This is a genomic window from Methanocaldococcus sp. (assembly GCF_024490875.1).
GTDB lineage: Archaea > AGJL01 > Methanococci > Methanococcales > Methanocaldococcaceae > Methanocaldococcus.
In genome coordinates this window covers 24,162-42,124 of the sequence record NZ_JACCLX010000009.1, presented here as the reverse complement: position 1 = coordinate 42,124, position 17,963 = coordinate 24,162, and the positions used below count along the sequence as shown (strand labels likewise).

Here is a 17,963-nt window from a genome sequence, read left to right as displayed (position 1 = left end):
TAAAAATTTTTATGAAATTTCGAAGGGTCTTCTATTTTGATTAATTTGAATATTTAATTTTATTAAATTATTGAGATTTTTTGGAGATTTTTATAGTTTATTTTTATCTTTAATTTTCCTCGATAATTAGGTTAATATTAAAAATTTTAAGGATTTTTAAAGTAATTATTAAGAATAGAAAAATTTATATATAAGTTCGGAGGTATATAAATAACAAGGGTAATTGACCCTCCGAACTATAACCCCTATATAAAGGAGAATAATAAAGTAATTTTAGAAAATTATCTCTTCAAATTGTGTCCTGTTTAAAATCATGCCCCAAAGGGGATGGAAACATGGATGTATAATAGATGGCATAACAGGAATAAGAAGTGTTTAAAATCATGCCCCAAAGGGGATGGAAACATCTTTTTAGCTAAATTATTTCTATCGAAATCGTTCAGTTTAAAATCAGGCCCCAAAGGGGATAAAAGCATTTAAATTCTTTATTTTTTTAATAACATAAAATATTTATAAGTTTTTATATTCACATCTTTTTTAAGAGTAATAACGGCCCTCGGGAAAATCTCTATCTGAATATTACAAAATCATAAAAATACTAAAAAAATATTATAGTAATATGATAAATTCTAAAATCATAATATTATTATAATAAAAAACAGAATTTTCTTATGATATGATATTATCAAATCTCGAAAATGAATAATATGCTTATATGAAAATCTATAAGGATAATATTACGAATATATATCATAAATTTAAATTTTTTAATTTATCTATAATCTTTTAAGTATAAAAGAAGAGCAAAATATCTTTTATTTCCTATTAAACTCATAAATTTCTATATTCACATCTTTTTTAAAAGTAATAACGAACCTCGGGAAAATCTTGATCTGAATATTATAAAATCATATAAATGACAAAAAAATATTACAGTAATATAAAAAATTTTAAAATTGTAATATTATTATAATAAAAAACAAAATTTTTTTACGATTTGATATTATCAAGTCCCAAAAGTAAATATTATAAAAATATGAAAATTTGTAAAAATTATATTAATCTTTTAATCTCAAAATTGTCTAAAACAAATATCTCAAAGTTATGCTTTTTTGCCTTAGTGATGATTTTATCATTTGTCTCTAACAAACAGAATATTATTCTAACATTTCTATTTGTTGCAATTGGAAGATTTTTTAATTTATCTAAAACTTTTGCGATTTTTTCCATTTTTCTTAAAGCCCTCTTATTATTAGTTTCTATTTCAGCAATTATTAATTCTTTTTTATTTATAATAACTAAATCAGGTCTAAAACCTAAATTAGATATTTTAGTTCCAGAGGATTCAATATATTGACTACCTTGAAACATTTCCAATAACTTTTCCCTCATATAATTGTGATAAAAACCCTCTGAGCCAATCTTATCTGCATAAACAGCAATTTTTAAATTTTCTATTGCCTTTTCTATTGCTTTATTTTTCAACTCCCTATTTATCTCATTAAGCTCATCTATAATCTTTAATATCCTATCTTTAACCTTTAAAGTTTCATCTCTTTGCATTTTTTCACAATTTTATCTAACTCTATCAATGCCTGTATTGGAGTTAAGTTGTTAGTATTTATATTGGCAATTTCTTTCAATAAACTTTTTACACTGCCATTCATTTCTTTATTTAAATTTTCATAAACTTCATATGCTCTATCAACAACCTCCTTAGGTAAAACTAACTCAGCAATCTTTATTCCATAACTTTCTTTACTAACTCCTCTCCTAATCTTTCTATCAAACTCTAAGGTTTCTCCCTCTATAATTCTAAAATGATAATTCTTAACGCCTTCTAAGATACTTTCAAGTTCTGCCAGTTCATGATAGTGAGTAGCAAATAATGTTTTAGATCCTATTTTGTGTATGTATTCAACAATAGCCCACGCTAAGCTTGTCCCGTCTCTACTTCCAGTACTCTTCCCAACTTCATCCAATAGAATTAAACTTTTACTCGTTGCATTTTTTAGTATTTGCCCTACTTCTGCAATTTCAACCATAAAACTACTATAACCCCTTGTAATATCATCTACTGTTCCTATCCTTGTGAATATTCTATCTACTACTCCAATGACAGCATATTTTGCTGGAACAAAGCAACCAATTTGAGCCATTATAGTTATTAAGGCAGTCATTCTCAGATATGTTGATTTACCTGCCATATTAGGGCCAGTTATTAATATAATTCTACTATCCTTATTTAATGTAACATCGTTTGGGACAAATTTAGTATTAAGTTCAACAGTTGGATGCCTTCCATCTTTAATAATTATGTCATAACCGTTATTTACCTTAGGTTTAGTATAATTATACAATACAGAAACCTCAGCAAATGTTGCTAATACGTCTAACTCTGCTATTTTTAAGGCAACTTCTCTGATTTCATCAATTCTTTCGGCAATTTTATCTCTAATTTTTATAAAGAGTTCATACTCTAAATTTTTTATTTTTTCATCGCACGCCAAAATTTTATCTTCTATTGATTCCAATTCCTCTATTGTATATCTTTCAACATTTGATAGAGTTTGCTTTCTCTTATAATGTTTTGGAACTAACTTAATTTTTGACTTTGGAACTTCTATATAGTAGCCAATTACTGAATTATAGCCAACTTTTAATTTCTCTATTCCAGTATTTTTTCTTTCTCTCTCTTCAATCTCTTTAATAAACTTTTCGTGATTTTCTTTAAGTTCTCTCAACTCATCTAACTCTTCACAAAATCCATCTTTAATTATTCCTCCATCCTTTATACTTAAAGGAGGATTTTCAACAATAGCATTATATATAAGTTCTACAACATCATTTAATGTTTTTAATTCTTCAACTATTTTACTGAGTTTTTGAGAAGTAAAGTTAAAGTTTTTTATTTCTTCAACTGACTTTAAAGAATCTTTTAAAGCAACTAAATCCTTTGGAGTGGCTTTTTTATATTCTATTCTACTAACTATCCTCTCAAGGTCATAAACATCTTTTAAAATCTCCCTAAGATTCTGCCTTAAAAAACTTTTTTCATAAAGTTCTTCAACTGCCTCCAATCTTTTATCTATTTCATCAACATTTATTAAAGGTCTCTGAATCCATCTCTTTAACAATCTACTACCCATAGATGTTACTGTTTTATCTAAAACTTCAATTAAAGAACCTCTCTTACTACCATCAATTAAATTTTTGAAAATTTCAAGATTTTTTAAAGTTGTTGAATCTAAAATCATATACTCCTTACTGATATACTTTTGTAATCTCAATTTAATGTCTTTTACCAATAATGACTCAATAACATACTTTAAGGCGGAACCACACGCAAATATTGACTCTTTCTCTATATCAACATCATTTAAGTTTGTTATGCACTCTTTAAGAAGGTTAATACATTCCTCCTTATTATAATAATCAGAAGATAGTGGATGAACTACTGGAATGTTTTTCTTAATCTCCTCAATATTCTCAAAGTCTTTTGGAATTATACATTCAACAGGGGTGAATTTTAAAATTTCAGCAATAACTTCATCAAATGTATCTACGGTTGTAGTTAAAAACTCTCCAGTAGATACATCTATCAAGGCAATTCCATACTTGCAACCTTTATATATAGACATTAAATAGTTGTTCTCTTTAGACAATAATTCTTCCTCAATTAAAGTTCCAGGAGTTATTACTCTAACAACCTCTCTTTTAACTAAACCTTTAGCCTTTGAAGGGTCTTCAACCTGCTCACATATTGCCACCTTATAACCTCTCTCAATCAACCTCTTTATATATGGGAATACTGCATGATGAGGAACACCAGCCATTGGATGCTTTTTATCTCTTGATGTCAATACAATGCCAAGCTCTTTTGAAGCAATTTTAGCATCTTCATTGAATAATTCATAAAAATCTCCAACTCTAAAAAACAATAAAGCATCTTTGTATCTCTCCTTAATTCTATAATATTGCCTCATCATAGGTGTTAGATTTGCCATAATCATCACTTCATTATATTTATTATAATTTATTTAAATTTAATAATTAAAATTCTGTAAATTATATAAATCTAAATTTTTATCTTTTTAAATTCAAATAAAAATAAAGATATTTAAATATTATAATGTATCACAAAAGCAGGAATTCAAATAATCTATAATGCTATAATTAGTATATAATAGTTTCTTATGTGGGATATAAAATCTTCCAAATTTCACTATTCTATAATTTTTAAATTGATACCGTAATCTTTAAATATACTATTTTAAAATGTTATGTCTTATAAGAACTTTTATATTTTTTAACTATTTTGGAGGTGTTAATAATGGAAGAGAGAATATATACTATTCCATTGAGAGATGTTATAAACAAATCTGTTAGAACTAAAAGAGCCCCAAGAGCTATAAAGAAGATTAAGAGATTTTTAATGAGACATATGAAGGCAGAAATTGTTAAGATAGATAATGAATTAAATGAGAAGATTTGGGAGAGAGGTATTCAAAAACCTCCTGCAAGAGTTAGAGTAAAAGCAGTTAAAAAGGATAATGTAGTTATTGCTACTCTTGCAGAGTAAATTTATTTTTATTAAAAAGTGATAATTATGATAATAAGAAAATACTTTTCAGGAATTTCAACTATTGGAGTATTGGCAATGACTACTGAAGACATAACCTTATTACCAATATTTCTTGATAAAAATGATGTTAAAGAAGTTTCTGAAGTTTTAAAAACTAAATGTCTTCAAGTTAATATAGGAGGTAGTTCTCTACTTGGTTCTTTGTCAGTTGGAAATAAATATAGCCTATTATTACCAAAAATTATAGATGATGAAGAATTAAATATAATAAAAAATTTTTTAAAAGAAAATGATTTAGATTTGAATATTAAAATTATAAAATCAAAGAACACTGCCTTAGGCAATTTAATTTTAACTAATGATAATGGAGCATTAATTTCTCCAGAATTAAAAGAATTTAAAAGAGATATTGAAGATGCTTTAAATGTTGAAGTTGAAGTAGGAACTATTGCTGATCTTCCAACAGTTGGAAGTAATGCAGTAGTAACTAATAAAGGTTGTTTAACTCATCCATTGGTTGAAGATGAAGAACTTGAATTTTTAAAAAACTTATTTAAAGTTGAATACATAGGGAAAGGAACAGCAAATAAAGGAACTACATCTGTTGGTGCTTGTATAATTGCGAATTCTAAGGGAGCAATAGTTGGAGGAGACACTACTGGGCCAGAACTTTTGATAATTGAAGATGCCTTAGGATTAATTTAACTTTTTATTTTTGAGTAATTTCTGAATTTTTAATGATAATGATGCAAGTAAAACAAGGACTGGTATAAATTCTAATCTACCAACCCACATACCTATAATTCCTGCGATTTTTCCAATTGTAGGAGTTTTTAAGGTAACAACACCTAAAGACATTCCAATGTTTGAAACAAAAGAAACTGCATCAAATATAGATTTGTATGGACCATAACTTAAAAATATAAATATTAATGCTATAAAAAATGAGGTTATTCCATATAAAAAGCATATTACAAATGCTTCTCTAATTATTTTATAATTTAATTCAATATTATCAAGATGTTCATAAATTACTGCTGATTTTGGATATATAACCTCTTTTATTTCATAATACATTGTTTTTAATATAACTAAAAATCTAATTATCTTAACTCCTCCAGTTGTAGTTCCTGCTCCTCCCCCTATAAACATTAAAAATATAATTAAAAATAAAGAAAGATTTGATAAATTAGCAATATTGATAGTAGTAAATCCTGTAGAAGTCATAGCAGAAACTACTGTAAATAAAGAGTCGATTATAGATATATGGTCTTTTATAGAAATTATTATTGAGACAATGGTTATAACAATTATAGCATACTTAGTTTGAATATCATTAAAATACTTTCCAGTTAAGATCCTATGATGGATTGAGAATGATATAACCCCTCCAACCATCATTATCCATATCATAACAATTTTTGCTAAATCGTTGTATGGAAAACTGTAATTACTTACACTCATTCCCCCAGTACTAAGTCCAGTCATTGTTAAATTCATAGATTCCCAAAAACTTAACCCTGATAAATATAATAAGAGAATTCCTAAAATAGTATATAATGTATATATCCACACAATAGTTTTTATTGTGCTTATAGCACTTGGCATTATTCTATCTTGCCTTGCTTCAGAGGCATATAAAAGATAAGCAACAGTTCCAGATCTTGCTAAAACAAGGGCTGATAAAACTAAAATTCCAACCCCTCCAATCCACTGCTGAAAACTTCTCCAAAATAAAACAGATTTTGGTAAAACTTCAACATTTGGTATTAAGGTCATTCCTGTTGTAGTCCAGGCAGACATACTTTCATAAACTGCATCTACATAGGAAAAATATGGAATAGAAAGATATAAGGGGATAGCCCCAATTAAAGAGGCTATTAACCAGGCTAATGCAGATGCAATCATACTGTGATGTAATTTTAAATTTCTTGGCTTTGTAATTTTTTTCAATATGCAACCAAAAATAGTAAAAAATATTCCAGGAATTAAAAAATTAAAAATAGTATTTTCATTGTAATAAAATGCAATAATACAAGGAACCAATGTAAATAATCCTATAATAGCAATAATTCCACCCAATATATTTAATATTCCTTCAATATCTTTTTTATTTAAAATGTTCAATATTTCACCTTTTATTATTTATAAGGTATTTTCCTAATAGTTGTTTATTATATTTCAAATTATATTCTTTATGTTTTAACTCAAATAAAAAAATAAAAAAAGTATATATAATCCCTCTCTAAATATAGTTAAAAAGGTTGATAAGGTGAGAGTTTGTTTTTAAAGAAATTACTAAATGCTAAAATAGCATATACATTTGATGATGTTTTATTAGTTCCAAATGCTTCATGGGTAGAACCAAAGGACACTGATGTTTCTACAGATTTAGCAGGTTTAAAGTTAAATATACCTATACTATCTGCTGCTATGGATACAGTAACAGAAAAAGAGATGGCAATTGCTTTGGCGAGATTAGGAGGTTTGGGAGTTATTCATAGGAATATGTCAATTGAGGAACAAGTTCATCATGTTCATGCTGTAAAAAAGGCTGATGAAATTGTTGTCAAAGAAGTTATTACAGTTTCACCAGATGATACTATAAAAGATGTTATTGAAATTATGGATATATATTCAATTAGTGGTTTGCCAGTTGTTGATAATGAAGATAAATTAGTTGGAATAATAACACACAGAGATGTTAAGGCAATTGAGGATAAAGACAAAAAAGTTAAAGAAGTCATGACAAAAGATGTAGTTTGCGGCTCTGAAAATATTACAGAAGAGGAGGCTTTAGAGTTAATGTATTCTAATAGAGTTGAAAGATTACCAATAGTTGATGAAGAAAATAGATTGATAGGAATTATAACTTTAAGAGATATATTAAAAAGAAAAAAATATCCTAATGCCGCAAGAGACAAAAAAGGTAGATTGTTAGTTGCCGCCGCTTGTGGTCCTCATGATTTTGAAAGGGCTAAGGCATTAATAGAGGCAGAAGTTGATGCTATTGCTATTGACTGTGCCCATGCTCACAATATGAAAGTTGTTGAAAATGTTAAAAAGTTTAAAGAAATGTTAGAAGGAACTGATATAAAATTAATCGTTGGTAATATTGCCACTAAGGAGGCGGCTGAAGATTTAATTAAAGCAGGGGCTGACATTTTAAAAGTTGGTATAGGGCCGGGATCTATTTGCACAACAAGAGTTGTCGCTGGTGTAGGAGTTCCTCAATTAACTGCGGTTGCTGATGTATCTGATGTTGCTAAGGAATATAATATTCCAGTAATTGCAGATGGAGGAATAAGATACAGTGGAGATATAGCCAAAGCAATAGCTGTAGGAGCAGATGCCGTTATGCTCGGCTCTCTATTGGCTGGAACTGATGAAGCGCCTGGACAATTAATGGTTATTAACGGAAGGAAGTATAAGCAGTATAGAGGTATGGGTTCATTAGGGGCTATGACTGGTGGAGTAGGAGCTGGAGCAGATAGATACTTCCAATCTTCAAAGAGTCATATGAAGCATGTTAAATTAGTCCCAGAAGGTGTTGAGGGAGCAGTTCCATATAAAGGCCCTGTAAGTGAAGTAGTATTTCAATTAGTTGGTGGCTTAAAGGCATCAATGGGTTATTGTGGAGCTAAAAACATAAAAGAGATGCAAGAAAAGGCAAGATTTGTAATTATAACACCAAGTGGTCAAGTTGAAAGCCATCCACACAACATTATTATTACTAACGAGGCTCCAAACTATCCTTTAGGAAAATAGAAATTGTATATATAGGGGAAGAATTATGAAGCCAATATTAATATTTTTAGGAATTATTTTAATGTTTATCGGATTCTTTATTGTTACTTTGGGATTAATACTACCAAGTTCTCAGATACAAGAAAATCAGAATTATGAGAAATATAACGAATATAATAATGAAAATGAAAAAAGTAATGTTGAATATTCTGGAATTATAATGATAGGTCCAATACCAATAGTATTTGGTAATTCTCCAGGGTTAATTATACTCTCTATATTGATAACAATATTAATGATTGTCTGGATATTTTTATTTGCTTTTGGAATAAGAATAAAATAAAAATTTTTTATCTTACCTGAATACAGATTCCAGAAGGTATTTTTTCTAAACCTTCCTCAGTTCCTATGATTATTCCATCAAAGTCAATATCATAAACCTTTCCAGAAACTATTTTATTATTTGATAATAATATTTTAACATACTTTCCAAGAGTTATTGAATATTTTTTATATTTCTTTAATATTTCATAGTCATCTATCTCATTATTTGCAAGTTTTTTTAAGTAATTTTCAAACATTTGTAAGAAATCGCTAAATATTTTTAATCTATCAACATCTCCTCCAACAATTTCTTTTAAAGATACTGCTATCTCCCTAATTTCTTTCCTTATTGGATTATTTACATCTATTCCTACCCCTATAATCATATATTTGTCAGTGAGTTCTACTAATATTCCTCCAATTTTTTTATAATCTTTATTAACTTTAACAACGATATCATTTGGAAATTTTATTCCTATTTCAATATCTTTATCAACATATTTTTTTAAAGTTTCAACTATACATATTGGAACTAACAAATTTACAACCTTTGGATTGTATTCGTTAGGATCAATAACTATTGAGAAATACAACCCCCCTTCATCAGAGTACCAAACTCTTCCCCATCTACCTTTCCCACAACTTTGTTTATCTGCCAAGACAACAAAATTTTTCTTTTTTTCTTCAACTAATTTTTTAGCATATTCGTTAGTTGAATCTACTTCACTTAAATGTATTATTTCCATAGCTTTCCCTCAATTATTCTATAATTCTAATTCTATTTTAATAAAATATACTTTATAAATCTAACTGTTTTAAATTTAAAAATAGATACATACATTAATTAAAAATTTAATAAAGAAAAAAGTAAAAGATTTTAAATCATCTCAATAAATGCCTCTAATCTTGTTTTTAATTGCTCTCTATCACTTTCAGAGTAGTCAGTTTCAATTCTAATAACTGGAATGCCTTCTTTTTTAAGTTCTTCTTCAACTCTTGCTCCCTCTACATTGAAAGTGTGGCAATACTGTAAAGTGTAATATACTACTCCATCAACTTTCAACTCTTTGACTAATCTTTTAATATTCTCAATTCTCTCATCATTGTGGAACATACATGCACATGGTATTTTTAAGTATCTCTCTGCTATACTTTCAATAGTTGGTTCTTCAACTAAATTTTCAAAGAACCTTGTTCCTGTACAACTTTCCTCTCCTACAACAACTCCTCCAACTTCTTCAATTAATTCAACGATTTTTGTGTTTCCTGCGACCATTGGACAGCCAGTAATTAATATTCTTTTACCTTCATAACCTTCTCCTTTTTTAACTCTTTCTTCTAACTCTTTAATTAACTCCTCTAAAATTTCTATCGTATCATCAATATCCAACAAATATGCTAATTGGAATAACTTTAAAACATCAATTCCTTTTATTGGTGTTGGTTTATTTGCTCTTAACTCATATAATTTATAGAATAATTCTCTCATTCTATTTACTTTTTCAACACTTTCCTTTAATTTTTCTTCGGTAATTTTATTTCCAGTTACATTTTCAATTAATTCTTTTAGTTTTTTAACTTCCTCAATCCACAATTCTTTAGATTTTTCTGTTTTTATATATGGAAGTTGCATCACATGCATTTTAACCATTCTTTCCAATAACTCAAACATCTTTTTCTTACCATCACATGTAGTTTCCCCAATAATTATATCAGACGCTTCAAAGTATGGGCATGACTTTGCCTTCTTAAATCCATAGGATGATTTTATTAAAGGGCAGAGATTTCTTGGTAAGTCTTCCTCTGCAATTGGAATTGTGTCGTTTTTACCTCCACACAAACCAACTGGAATAGCATCTGCTGCTAATATTAACTCAATTGGAACAAACGCACAGAACATTCCAAAAACTTTTTTTCCTTCCTCTTTTTGTTTGTAAAGTTGTTCTTTTCTATTAGCAAATTTTTCTTTTAATTTTTTTATAGCATTTAATTCCATCATATCACCCAGATTATTAGATTTTTTAATAACATATTTTTGAAAATCATCAAAATTTTTTGAAACATAAGAATATAAAAACATTATCATTTAAAATTTTAATAATAATTTAGTGATTAGAATTTTTAATATCATTAAGTAAAAAAGATTTTACCTTAACAATCTTTCTAATTCTTTTAAAAATTTGTTGTATTTATTCATATTTACTGGAAAATCAAATTTTTTAATATGTATTTTGTTATCTTCTAACATTTTTAAAAATTCCTCCATTAAAATTCCACTTCCATCTATCAATCCCTCTTTTGTTACAGTTTTAAAAATTCCACATGTTGGGGAACCCTCTATCCCAATTAAAATAAATTTAAATTCCTCTTTGCTATATTCTTTTAAATATTTTATTATTGACTTTAAAACTTCCCTACAAAGCTTCCTATATTCATCAGTATCATATTCTTCCTTTGTTCTCCCCTTCCTATCTATTCCCAAAAACAACATCTCTGGGCATGGGAGTTGAATTATGGCATAATTTTTCTTTAAAAGCAATTCTATAATTTCATTAAATGCTCCCTCTGCTCTCTCTAAGCCATTAACAACACTATTCTGATTTAATATGCAGTGAGCGACAATAGCAATTTTCTTTCCTTTCATCTTTCCACCAAATATTTTAAAATCCCTTCCTATCCGCTTCCAATATAGCTCCAACACAGCAAACAATTTGAGGTTCTTTTGGAATTAAGATGTTTTTATTTGACTTTTTCTCTAACATCTCTACCAAAACTTTATTTTTAGCCACACCCCCACTAAATACAATATTGTTTATTCCCAATCTATTTATCATTGGGACGATTCTATTACAAATACTTTCATAAACTCCCATTAAAATATCTTCTTTTGGAGTTTTTTTAGATAATAAGGAGATGATTTCACTCTCTGCAAAGACGGCACACATTGAAGAAATTTTAGCAATTCTATCTGATTTATATTTATTTATATCATCATCAATTTTTAAAATCTCTATGCATTTTTCTAAAAATTTGCCAGTTCCAGCCGCACATTTATCAGATAGTATAAAATCTACAACATTTCCCTCTTTATCTATCTTTATAACCTTACTGTCCTGCCCTCCAATATCAACAACTCCATCAGCCTCCTTAAAGAAATAATTTGCTCCTCTACCTAATGCAATAACCTCTGGAACTACTCTATCAGCAAAAGTTATTTTATGCCTTCCATATCCTGTTGCAACTACTTTATCTATATTATATTTTTTTTCAAACTCATTAACCATCTTTAAAATATCTCTTTCATCAACAGCAACACCAATATTTTCTATTTTGTAATCCACTATTTTCTTATATTCCATTAAAACTAATTTTGTAGTGGTTGAACCTACATCTATCCCTAAAATGTTCATATTCTCACCAAATAATTAAATTATATAAAAACTAAAAATTTTTTAACAATAACCTCATTTATGGTTCATTGCATTGTTTTGATTATTTAACCTTTACTTTTAAAAAATTAATAACCTAGTGAGATAATGAAATCGTTAATTATTGACTGCTTAGCCTATATAGATGGAAAAAGAGTTTTAGCGAGAGATGTCATAGGAGCAGGACCGAGAACTGTTAAAGGAATTTTACAAAACGAAGGTATTAACGCCAAAATTATACCAATAGAAGATTTAAACATTAATGAAACTAAAAAATACGATGTAATTTTTATCAGTGCGATGACATCAGATTTTAAATGTATTAAAAGGTTAGTTGAAAAACTTAAATTAAAAACTAACAGTAAAATAATTATTGGAGGTCCAATAGCTAATGATTTATATCTTTTAGAAAAAATAGAGGGGGATATTAGCATAGTAGGAGAGGGAGAGATTACTATAAGAGAATTGATAAAAAAAGATTTTAATGCTGAAGGAGTTAAAGGAACTACATACTGGGATTATGATAATGATGAACTAAAAATAAATCCACTAAGAGAAATTTTAACTGATTTAAAATTAATTACACCATCAACTGAAATTAAAGATTACAAAAACTATTTTTCTGCAAGAGTATATGTGGAAGTTGTTAGAGGTTGTAGTAATTTTAAAAGACCCCTATTACTATGCACCAATAAAAAATGTAATTTATGTAAAAATGGAACATTAAAATGTCCTTTAAATATAAATCCGGGTTGTGGTTTCTGCTCTGTCCCATCAGTTTTTGGTTATGCAAGGAGTAGAGATGAAGAAGATATATTAATAGAGATAGAAGAGTTATTAAAAGAAGGGGTAAAAAAGATAGTTTTATCTGCTCCTGATTTTTTAGATTATAAGAGAGGGGAAAAGTTAATAAATCCATACTATCCAGAACCAAATTATGAGGCAATTGAGTCATTGTTATCTAAATGCAAAGAATTGGCTGATAAGTATAAGGCAAATATATTAGTTGAAAATATAAAGGCAAATTTATTTAATGAAAGAGTGGCAAAAATATTCAGTAAATATTTAAAAACTTCAATATATATTGGCTGTGAGAGTAGAGATGAAGAACATTGTAGATTGTTAGGACGCCCAACAACTCCGAACGATGTTTTTAAAGCTGTGAAATTAGCAAAAAAATATAATTTAAAGGTGCAAGTTTATTTTATTTACGGATTACCGGGAGAAACTGAAAGAACTGTAAAGAATACAATTAATTTTATGCACAAAATTAAAAATTACATTGATAAAATAACCGTCTATAAGTTTAGACCTCTTCCAATATCTGCATTTCAGAATTTTAAGCCGAACATTTCAAAGTATTCATTATTAATTAAAGAAACTGCCAACAAAATAAACTTAGAAATAAAGAAAAAATATATTGGAAAAATTTTGGAGGTTATAATATCAGAAAGGCACTTTAAAAACAAAAATGACGCTATTGGCTATCTCCCAGATAGTGGATTAATGGTTGTTGTTAAAAATGGATCTCAATATATTGGAAAAATAAAAAAAGTTAAAATAATTAAGGCATATAAAAAATATTTAGAAGGGATATTATGGGGGGATTAAATTGCTTCCTGTTTTATTATCTTTTGAAGGTAAAAAAATTGCTATATTTGGATGTGGAGAGGTTGGAAAACGGAGAGCAAAAAAAATATTAAAAAATGGGGGCATTGTTGATATTTATTCTAAGGAATTTGATGAAGAAATTTTAAAGTTAAAAGAAAATAATAAAAACTTGAAGTTAATTAAAATAGATATTAATAAATTAAGTGATGATGAACTAAAAAACATTATAAGTAATTATGACTTTATAGTTTCTGCTATAAACGATGAAATTAATAGAAGAATAGTTAAAATTTCTAAGGAGTTAAATAAGTTCGTAAATTCTTCAACAAATGTTGAAGGAGTTAATTTTATAATCCCTGCATACACAGAAGTGGATGAAGTAATATTTAGCATATACACGAAAGGAAAAAGCCCTCTAATTGCAAAAAATATAAGAATTTTCGTTGAAAATTATTTAAAATCAAAAGATATTGATTTAATAGCAAATATTAGAGAATTTTTAAAAGAAAATTATCCAAATCAAAAGGATAGAAAAAAAATATTAAAAATGATTTTTGAAGATGAAAGATTTAGAGAAGAACTAAAAAATTTGATAAAAAAGTGGGAACGGGAGAAAAATGATAATATTAAAGGCAGATTATAAAAAATACAATGTCTCTGAGTTAGAAAAACTTAGATTTGATGAAGAGGAATTTTATAAGATGTTTGACAACGCTATACTTTTACAAACCTGCAATAGGGTAGAATTAATTTTTGACGCTGACAGTTTAGATGAAATTAGAGGAATTGAAAATATTGATTTGGAGAAATTTGACATTCTATATGGAGATGAAGCAATAAAGCATATTTTTAGAGTAGCCTGTGGCTTAGAGTCAATGATTGTGGGAGAAGACCAAATATTAGGACAGTTGAAAAATGCATATCTAAAGGCAAAAGAGAAAGGAAAAATATCAAAAAAATTAGAGAAGATAATTTTAAAGGCAATTCATACTGGGCAAAGGGCGAGAGTAGAAACAAATATAAATAAGGGAGGAGTTTCAATTGGTTCTGCGGCTGTTGAACTGGCTGAAAAAATCTTTGGTTTAGAGGGAAAAAATGTTCTATTAATTGGAGCGGGAGAAATGGCTACCTTAGTTATTAAGGCGTTAAAAGAAAAGAATATTAAGGCGATAATTGTAGCAAACAGAACTTATGAAAAGGCTGAGAAATTGGCAAAAGAACTCGGAGGAATTGCCATAAATTTTGATAAATTGGAGGAGGCTTTGAGATATGCTGATATTGTCATCTCCGCCACTGGGGCTCCACATCCAATTTTAAATAAGGAGAGATTAAAAAACGCTGGAAAGACATTTATTATTGATATAGCGAATCCAAGGGATACAACAGATGACATCAGAGAACTACCAGATATATTTTTATTTACAATAGATGATTTAAGATTGGTGGCAGAGGAAAATCTAAAAAAGAGAAAGGATGAGATTCCAAAGGTAGAGTTAATTATTGAGGAAGAACTAAGAAATTTAAAGGAAATTCTCGACAAAATGAAATTTGAAAATGTAATACAACAATTTGGGCAGTATATTGAAAATATAAGAAAAAGAGAGGTGGAAAAGGCTTTAAAAATACTAAAAAATAAAAATAAGCCTGTTGATAAAGTATTAGATGACTTTTCAAAGGCTATGTGCAAAAAGATAATTTACGACTTAATAAAGATATTTGAAAATATTGAAGATGAAGAAATTTTTGAAAAGTTAGCAAAGCATTTAAAAAATGTTAATAACTGAAATTAATTTTATTTAACTCTTTTATCCATTCAATATTTCCCTTTAATACACATCTTGCAACAGACACAAGGTTAGAATATTTTAGCATCTCCAAGGCTTTATTTAGTGAATCTACTGAATTGTTTCCAATAATTATTTTATCTTTAAAATTCTCTGATAAGATTTTTAATGAGTTTAAATCTGCATATGGCTTTCCTGGATAAAAACAGTCAATGTGTAATCCATCAAAATAGTCTCTAACATAGTCTAAATTTTCTATTAATTTGCTTAAAGGAATATAATTTAATCTGATTTTTAAAAATATTGGTTTATTTAAATTATTCATTATGGATAAAAATTCTTTTAAAAGAGATTTGTTTCTCATTAACTCCTGCCCAATTCCTAATGAAGTTATCTCCTTCTGCCTACAATGGCAATTTAATTCTATAATATCAGCATATTTTGAGATAGTCAATAATCTATCATATGCTTCGTCTATATTGACAAATCTAACATTAACTGACACTAATGAATTACTATTTCTTGCCTTTTTTATTTCATTTATAATATAATCATTAAATTCATTCAAATCTATTATAAATTCTTTTCTTCCTCTTTTTTCCATTTTTATACTTGCCTCATAAGTTAAGGAATCTAAATTATATCCTCCAATTGTCACAATGCCAAACAAATCCTTAAATTGCATACAAAAATCTCCATCAGTAATTCCAGCCATTGGTGCTAAAACAACTTTTTTATTTAATTCAAGTAATATATCTTTATTCATTGTAATATTCACCTTTGTAATTCACATAACTTTTTAGTTGATAAATTTTGTTCTATAATATCTTCTTGTCTTAAAACGCATATATTTTTATTTACTAACTTCATTCTTATCTTTTCTAATCCAATGTCAGCCAAGTTTGAAGCATCCTCAGCAGTTTTTCCAATTCCAATTCCTGCCTTTAATTCAATATTGTATTTATTTTTAATTTTATCAAAAATTTTTAGGAAATCCTCTTCATCCATACCATTTGATGGAGCCATAAAGTTATCTCCACCTATAAAAAATAGTAAAGCCTTATGTTTTAATAGTTCCTCCATAAGATACAATTTAACCTTATTTACATTTAAATAAGTATCATAAGCACTAACAATGTCTGTAAAGGTTCCTGTAATGTTGTTTATGTCAATATGGGCTATTTGAACATATCCATCAACAACAAACTCATTGGCTACATCTAAAACCTCTTTTCTATTTTCATCCTGAGCACTTCCATACTCTTGTAATGTTTCTGTCGCCAACTTTTGAGCCTCATAGGGTGTTTCTGCTGATGCAATAGCCATACTAACAGTAAAAGGATACCTATTCCTTATACTCTCTTGAATTCTTTTGTGAGTAATTAAATCAATTCCATTTGTTATGGCAATTAAGTTGTCAAATCTTGTATAAAATACAAGTCCTTTATGTGCTCCAAACATAAGATTTAAATCTGCATATAATCTACTCTGTAATGCTTGCAAATCACTTTCTCTCCTTGGATTTGGAGTAACTGTCCAAGGTCCGTAATTGTCTATCTGAATAACGGTTATTTGAATCATTATCTCATCTCTCATAATATATTTGATAATAATAAAAATTTAAGTCAGTAACTTAATTATATCCTTTTCTAATTGTTAAATTGTAATTGATAAATTTATAAATAAAAATCTATAAGAATATTTTTGTTATTTTTGCACCTCAATAGATATAGCCTGATCTGGACACTGTAATATACATAAGTTACATAATGTGCATTTATCAGCATTTACAGGGATTGGAGGATAGACACCTCTTTTATTTAATTTTTTTGATTTTTCATAAACTTTTTTTGGACATACTACTATACAAATCTCGCAACCTTTACAAAAATCCTCGTTTATCTTTATATCCACCTTCATTTTTACCCTCCTTTAATTTTTTATATTTTCAAATAATATGGATGCAAATTACACACTTTTACACACAACTATATATAACTTTGTAGTTTTAATAAAGAACCTCTATGGCTTTATTATTTCTGTATCATCATGAGAGTAAGGAGGATAACTGCAACATAATATTTTTAATGGAACATTACCGATATTTTCAATTTTATGCGGGGTCTTTGGAGGAATAACTATAGCATCTCCTTTTTTGACTTCAAATTTTTCATTTCCCAAAGTTATCAATCCTCTACCCTCCAAAATGTAATATATTTCTTCTGAATTATGATGTCTATGTAGTAAAGTTTTAGAACCTACTGGAACTATAGCCTCTGCTAAACTTTGTTTTACATCTCCATGGGTATTTGGATGTATTAGTTCTCTAATTATTGAGCCATCCTTAGTAATGTATGGTTTAATTTTGTCATATTCACTTTTTATAATTTTCATAGTTATCATCTCAATTTTTATCAAATGAGCATATTTATAACTCTTATATTTCTCTTTATTAATGAATGCTTAATACGAATAACATATTTA

At 27.8% G+C, this 17,963-nt stretch carries 18 protein-coding genes; 7 read left to right on the top strand and 11 right to left on the bottom strand.

Features of this window, described 5'->3' with window-relative positions:
- Positions 1 to 1,053: 1,053 nt before the first annotated feature.
- Positions 1,054 to 1,563 carry a hypothetical protein gene (locus HZY31_RS02420; RefSeq protein ID WP_297317877.1) on the bottom strand — a complete coding sequence of 170 codons (510 nt, stop codon included), beginning with the start codon at positions 1,561 to 1,563 and terminating at the stop codon, positions 1,054 to 1,056.
- Positions 1,542 to 4,007 carry a DNA mismatch repair protein MutS gene (gene mutS / locus HZY31_RS02415; RefSeq protein ID WP_297317876.1) on the bottom strand — a complete coding sequence of 822 codons (2,466 nt, stop codon included), beginning with the start codon at positions 4,005 to 4,007 and terminating at the stop codon, positions 1,542 to 1,544. Before mutS ends, HZY31_RS02420 begins: the two co-directional genes overlap by 22 nt.
- Before the next feature lie 323 nt (positions 4,008 to 4,330).
- Between mutS and HZY31_RS02410 the strand changes: the two genes are divergently transcribed.
- A complete protein-coding gene (locus tag HZY31_RS02410) occupies positions 4,331 to 4,582 on the top strand; it encodes a 50S ribosomal protein L31e (RefSeq protein ID WP_297317882.1) in 252 nt (83 codons plus the stop codon).
- A 27-nt stretch (positions 4,583 to 4,609) separates the two neighbouring features.
- Positions 4,610 to 5,290 carry a translation initiation factor IF-6 gene (locus HZY31_RS02405; protein ID WP_297317875.1) on the top strand — a complete coding sequence of 227 codons (681 nt, stop codon included), beginning with the start codon at positions 4,610 to 4,612 and terminating at the stop codon, positions 5,288 to 5,290.
- Here the strand turns inward: HZY31_RS02405 and HZY31_RS02400 are convergent.
- Entirely contained in the window at positions 5,282 to 6,712 is a 1,431-nt protein-coding gene (locus tag HZY31_RS02400) for a TrkH family potassium uptake protein (protein ID WP_297317874.1), read from the bottom strand. The genes HZY31_RS02405 and HZY31_RS02400 overlap by 9 nt on opposite strands.
- Positions 6,713 to 6,865: 153 nt before the next feature.
- On the opposite strand from HZY31_RS02400, the gene guaB reads away from it, so the two are divergent.
- Together guaB and HZY31_RS02390 are read left to right on the top strand one after the other, a co-directional pair.
- On the top strand, positions 6,866 to 8,353 hold the full coding sequence (gene guaB, locus HZY31_RS02395; protein ID WP_297317873.1) for an IMP dehydrogenase: 1,488 nt from the start codon (positions 6,866 to 6,868) through the stop codon (positions 8,351 to 8,353).
- A gap of 25 nt (positions 8,354 to 8,378) precedes the next feature.
- A complete protein-coding gene (locus HZY31_RS02390; RefSeq protein WP_297317872.1) occupies positions 8,379 to 8,675 on the top strand; it encodes a TIGR00304 family membrane protein in 297 nt (98 codons plus the stop codon).
- Between the two features lie 7 nt (positions 8,676 to 8,682).
- On the opposite strand, the gene HZY31_RS02385 is transcribed toward HZY31_RS02390, so the two are convergent.
- From HZY31_RS02385 to HZY31_RS02370, 4 genes are all read right to left on the bottom strand, one after another.
- Positions 8,683 to 9,402 (bottom strand): biotin--[acetyl-CoA-carboxylase] ligase, encoded by a 720-nt coding sequence (locus tag HZY31_RS02385; protein WP_297317871.1) that lies wholly within the window; start codon positions 9,400 to 9,402, stop codon positions 8,683 to 8,685.
- Between the two features lie 131 nt (positions 9,403 to 9,533).
- Positions 9,534 to 10,655: a double-cubane-cluster-containing anaerobic reductase gene (locus HZY31_RS02380; RefSeq protein WP_297317870.1), complete on the bottom strand. Its 1,122-nt coding sequence runs from the start codon at positions 10,653 to 10,655 to the stop codon at positions 9,534 to 9,536.
- Between the two features lie 147 nt (positions 10,656 to 10,802).
- On the bottom strand, positions 10,803 to 11,300 hold the full coding sequence (locus HZY31_RS02375; RefSeq protein ID WP_297317869.1) for a CD3072 family TudS-related putative desulfidase: 498 nt from the start codon (positions 11,298 to 11,300) through the stop codon (positions 10,803 to 10,805).
- 16 nt (positions 11,301 to 11,316) lie between these two features.
- Positions 11,317 to 12,066, bottom strand: coding sequence for an acyl-CoA dehydratase activase (locus tag HZY31_RS02370; RefSeq protein WP_297317868.1), 750 nt, complete (start codon positions 12,064 to 12,066; stop codon positions 11,317 to 11,319).
- 126 nt (positions 12,067 to 12,192) lie between these two features.
- Here HZY31_RS02370 and HZY31_RS02365 point away from each other — a divergent pair, with 126 nt between their 5' ends.
- From HZY31_RS02365 to hemA, 3 genes are read left to right on the top strand one after another with little or no spacing between them, the layout of a single operon-like run.
- Positions 12,193 to 13,695: a B12-binding domain-containing radical SAM protein gene (locus HZY31_RS02365; RefSeq protein ID WP_297317867.1), complete on the top strand. Its 1,503-nt coding sequence runs from the start codon at positions 12,193 to 12,195 to the stop codon at positions 13,693 to 13,695.
- A gap of 1 nt (position 13,696) precedes the next feature.
- Complete coding sequence (locus tag HZY31_RS02360) at positions 13,697 to 14,338, top strand: precorrin-2 dehydrogenase/sirohydrochlorin ferrochelatase family protein (protein WP_297317866.1); 642 nt, start codon at positions 13,697 to 13,699, stop codon at positions 14,336 to 14,338.
- A complete protein-coding gene (gene hemA, locus HZY31_RS02355) occupies positions 14,313 to 15,479 on the top strand; it encodes a glutamyl-tRNA reductase (protein ID WP_297317865.1) in 1,167 nt (388 codons plus the stop codon). Before HZY31_RS02360 ends, hemA begins: the two co-directional genes overlap by 26 nt.
- Here hemA and HZY31_RS02350 read toward each other — a convergent pair.
- The 4 genes from HZY31_RS02350 to HZY31_RS02335 form a co-directional block, all read right to left on the bottom strand.
- Positions 15,469 to 16,245, bottom strand: coding sequence for an MJ0144 family RNA dihydrouridine synthase-like protein (locus tag HZY31_RS02350; protein WP_297317864.1), 777 nt, complete (start codon positions 16,243 to 16,245; stop codon positions 15,469 to 15,471). The two genes, hemA and HZY31_RS02350, sit on opposite strands and share 11 nt — an antisense overlap.
- A gap of 8 nt (positions 16,246 to 16,253) precedes the next feature.
- Positions 16,254 to 17,060, bottom strand: a complete 807-nt coding sequence (locus HZY31_RS02345) for a GTP cyclohydrolase III (RefSeq protein ID WP_297317881.1) — start codon at positions 17,058 to 17,060, stop codon at positions 16,254 to 16,256.
- 126 nt (positions 17,061 to 17,186) lie between these two features.
- A complete protein-coding gene (locus HZY31_RS02340) occupies positions 17,187 to 17,393 on the bottom strand; it encodes a 4Fe-4S dicluster domain-containing protein (RefSeq protein WP_297317880.1) in 207 nt (68 codons plus the stop codon).
- 108 nt (positions 17,394 to 17,501) lie between these two features.
- Positions 17,502 to 17,882 carry a cupin domain-containing protein gene (locus HZY31_RS02335; protein ID WP_297317863.1) on the bottom strand — a complete coding sequence of 127 codons (381 nt, stop codon included), beginning with the start codon at positions 17,880 to 17,882 and terminating at the stop codon, positions 17,502 to 17,504.
- Between the last annotated feature and the right edge of the window lie 81 nt (positions 17,883 to 17,963).

Bases quoted from the DNA above. Each gene is read 5' to 3' on its own strand.
- HZY31_RS02420 (WP_297317877.1), bottom strand. From the start codon at position 1,563: ATGCAAAGAGATGAAACTTTAAAGGTTAAAGATAGGATATTAAAGATT.
- mutS (WP_297317876.1), bottom strand. From the start codon at position 4,007: ATGGCAAATCTAACACCTATGATGAGGCAATATTATAGAATTAAGGAG.
- HZY31_RS02405 (WP_297317875.1), top strand. From the start codon at position 4,610: ATGATAATAAGAAAATACTTTTCAGGAATTTCAACTATTGGAGTATTG.
- HZY31_RS02390 (WP_297317872.1), top strand. From the start codon at position 8,379: ATGAAGCCAATATTAATATTTTTAGGAATTATTTTAATGTTTATCGGA.
- HZY31_RS02385 (WP_297317871.1), bottom strand. From the start codon at position 9,402: ATGGAAATAATACATTTAAGTGAAGTAGATTCAACTAACGAATATGCT.
- HZY31_RS02380 (WP_297317870.1), bottom strand. From the start codon at position 10,655: ATGATGGAATTAAATGCTATAAAAAAATTAAAAGAAAAATTTGCTAAT.
- HZY31_RS02375 (WP_297317869.1), bottom strand. From the start codon at position 11,300: ATGAAAGGAAAGAAAATTGCTATTGTCGCTCACTGCATATTAAATCAG.
- HZY31_RS02370 (WP_297317868.1), bottom strand. From the start codon at position 12,066: ATGAACATTTTAGGGATAGATGTAGGTTCAACCACTACAAAATTAGTT.
- HZY31_RS02365 (WP_297317867.1), top strand. From the start codon at position 12,193: ATGAAATCGTTAATTATTGACTGCTTAGCCTATATAGATGGAAAAAGA.
- hemA (WP_297317865.1), top strand. From the start codon at position 14,313: ATGATAATATTAAAGGCAGATTATAAAAAATACAATGTCTCTGAGTTA.
- HZY31_RS02350 (WP_297317864.1), bottom strand. From the start codon at position 16,245: ATGAATAAAGATATATTACTTGAATTAAATAAAAAAGTTGTTTTAGCA.
- HZY31_RS02345 (WP_297317881.1), bottom strand. From the start codon at position 17,060: ATGATTCAAATAACCGTTATTCAGATAGACAATTACGGACCTTGGACA.
- HZY31_RS02335 (WP_297317863.1), bottom strand. From the start codon at position 17,882: ATGATAACTATGAAAATTATAAAAAGTGAATATGACAAAATTAAACCA.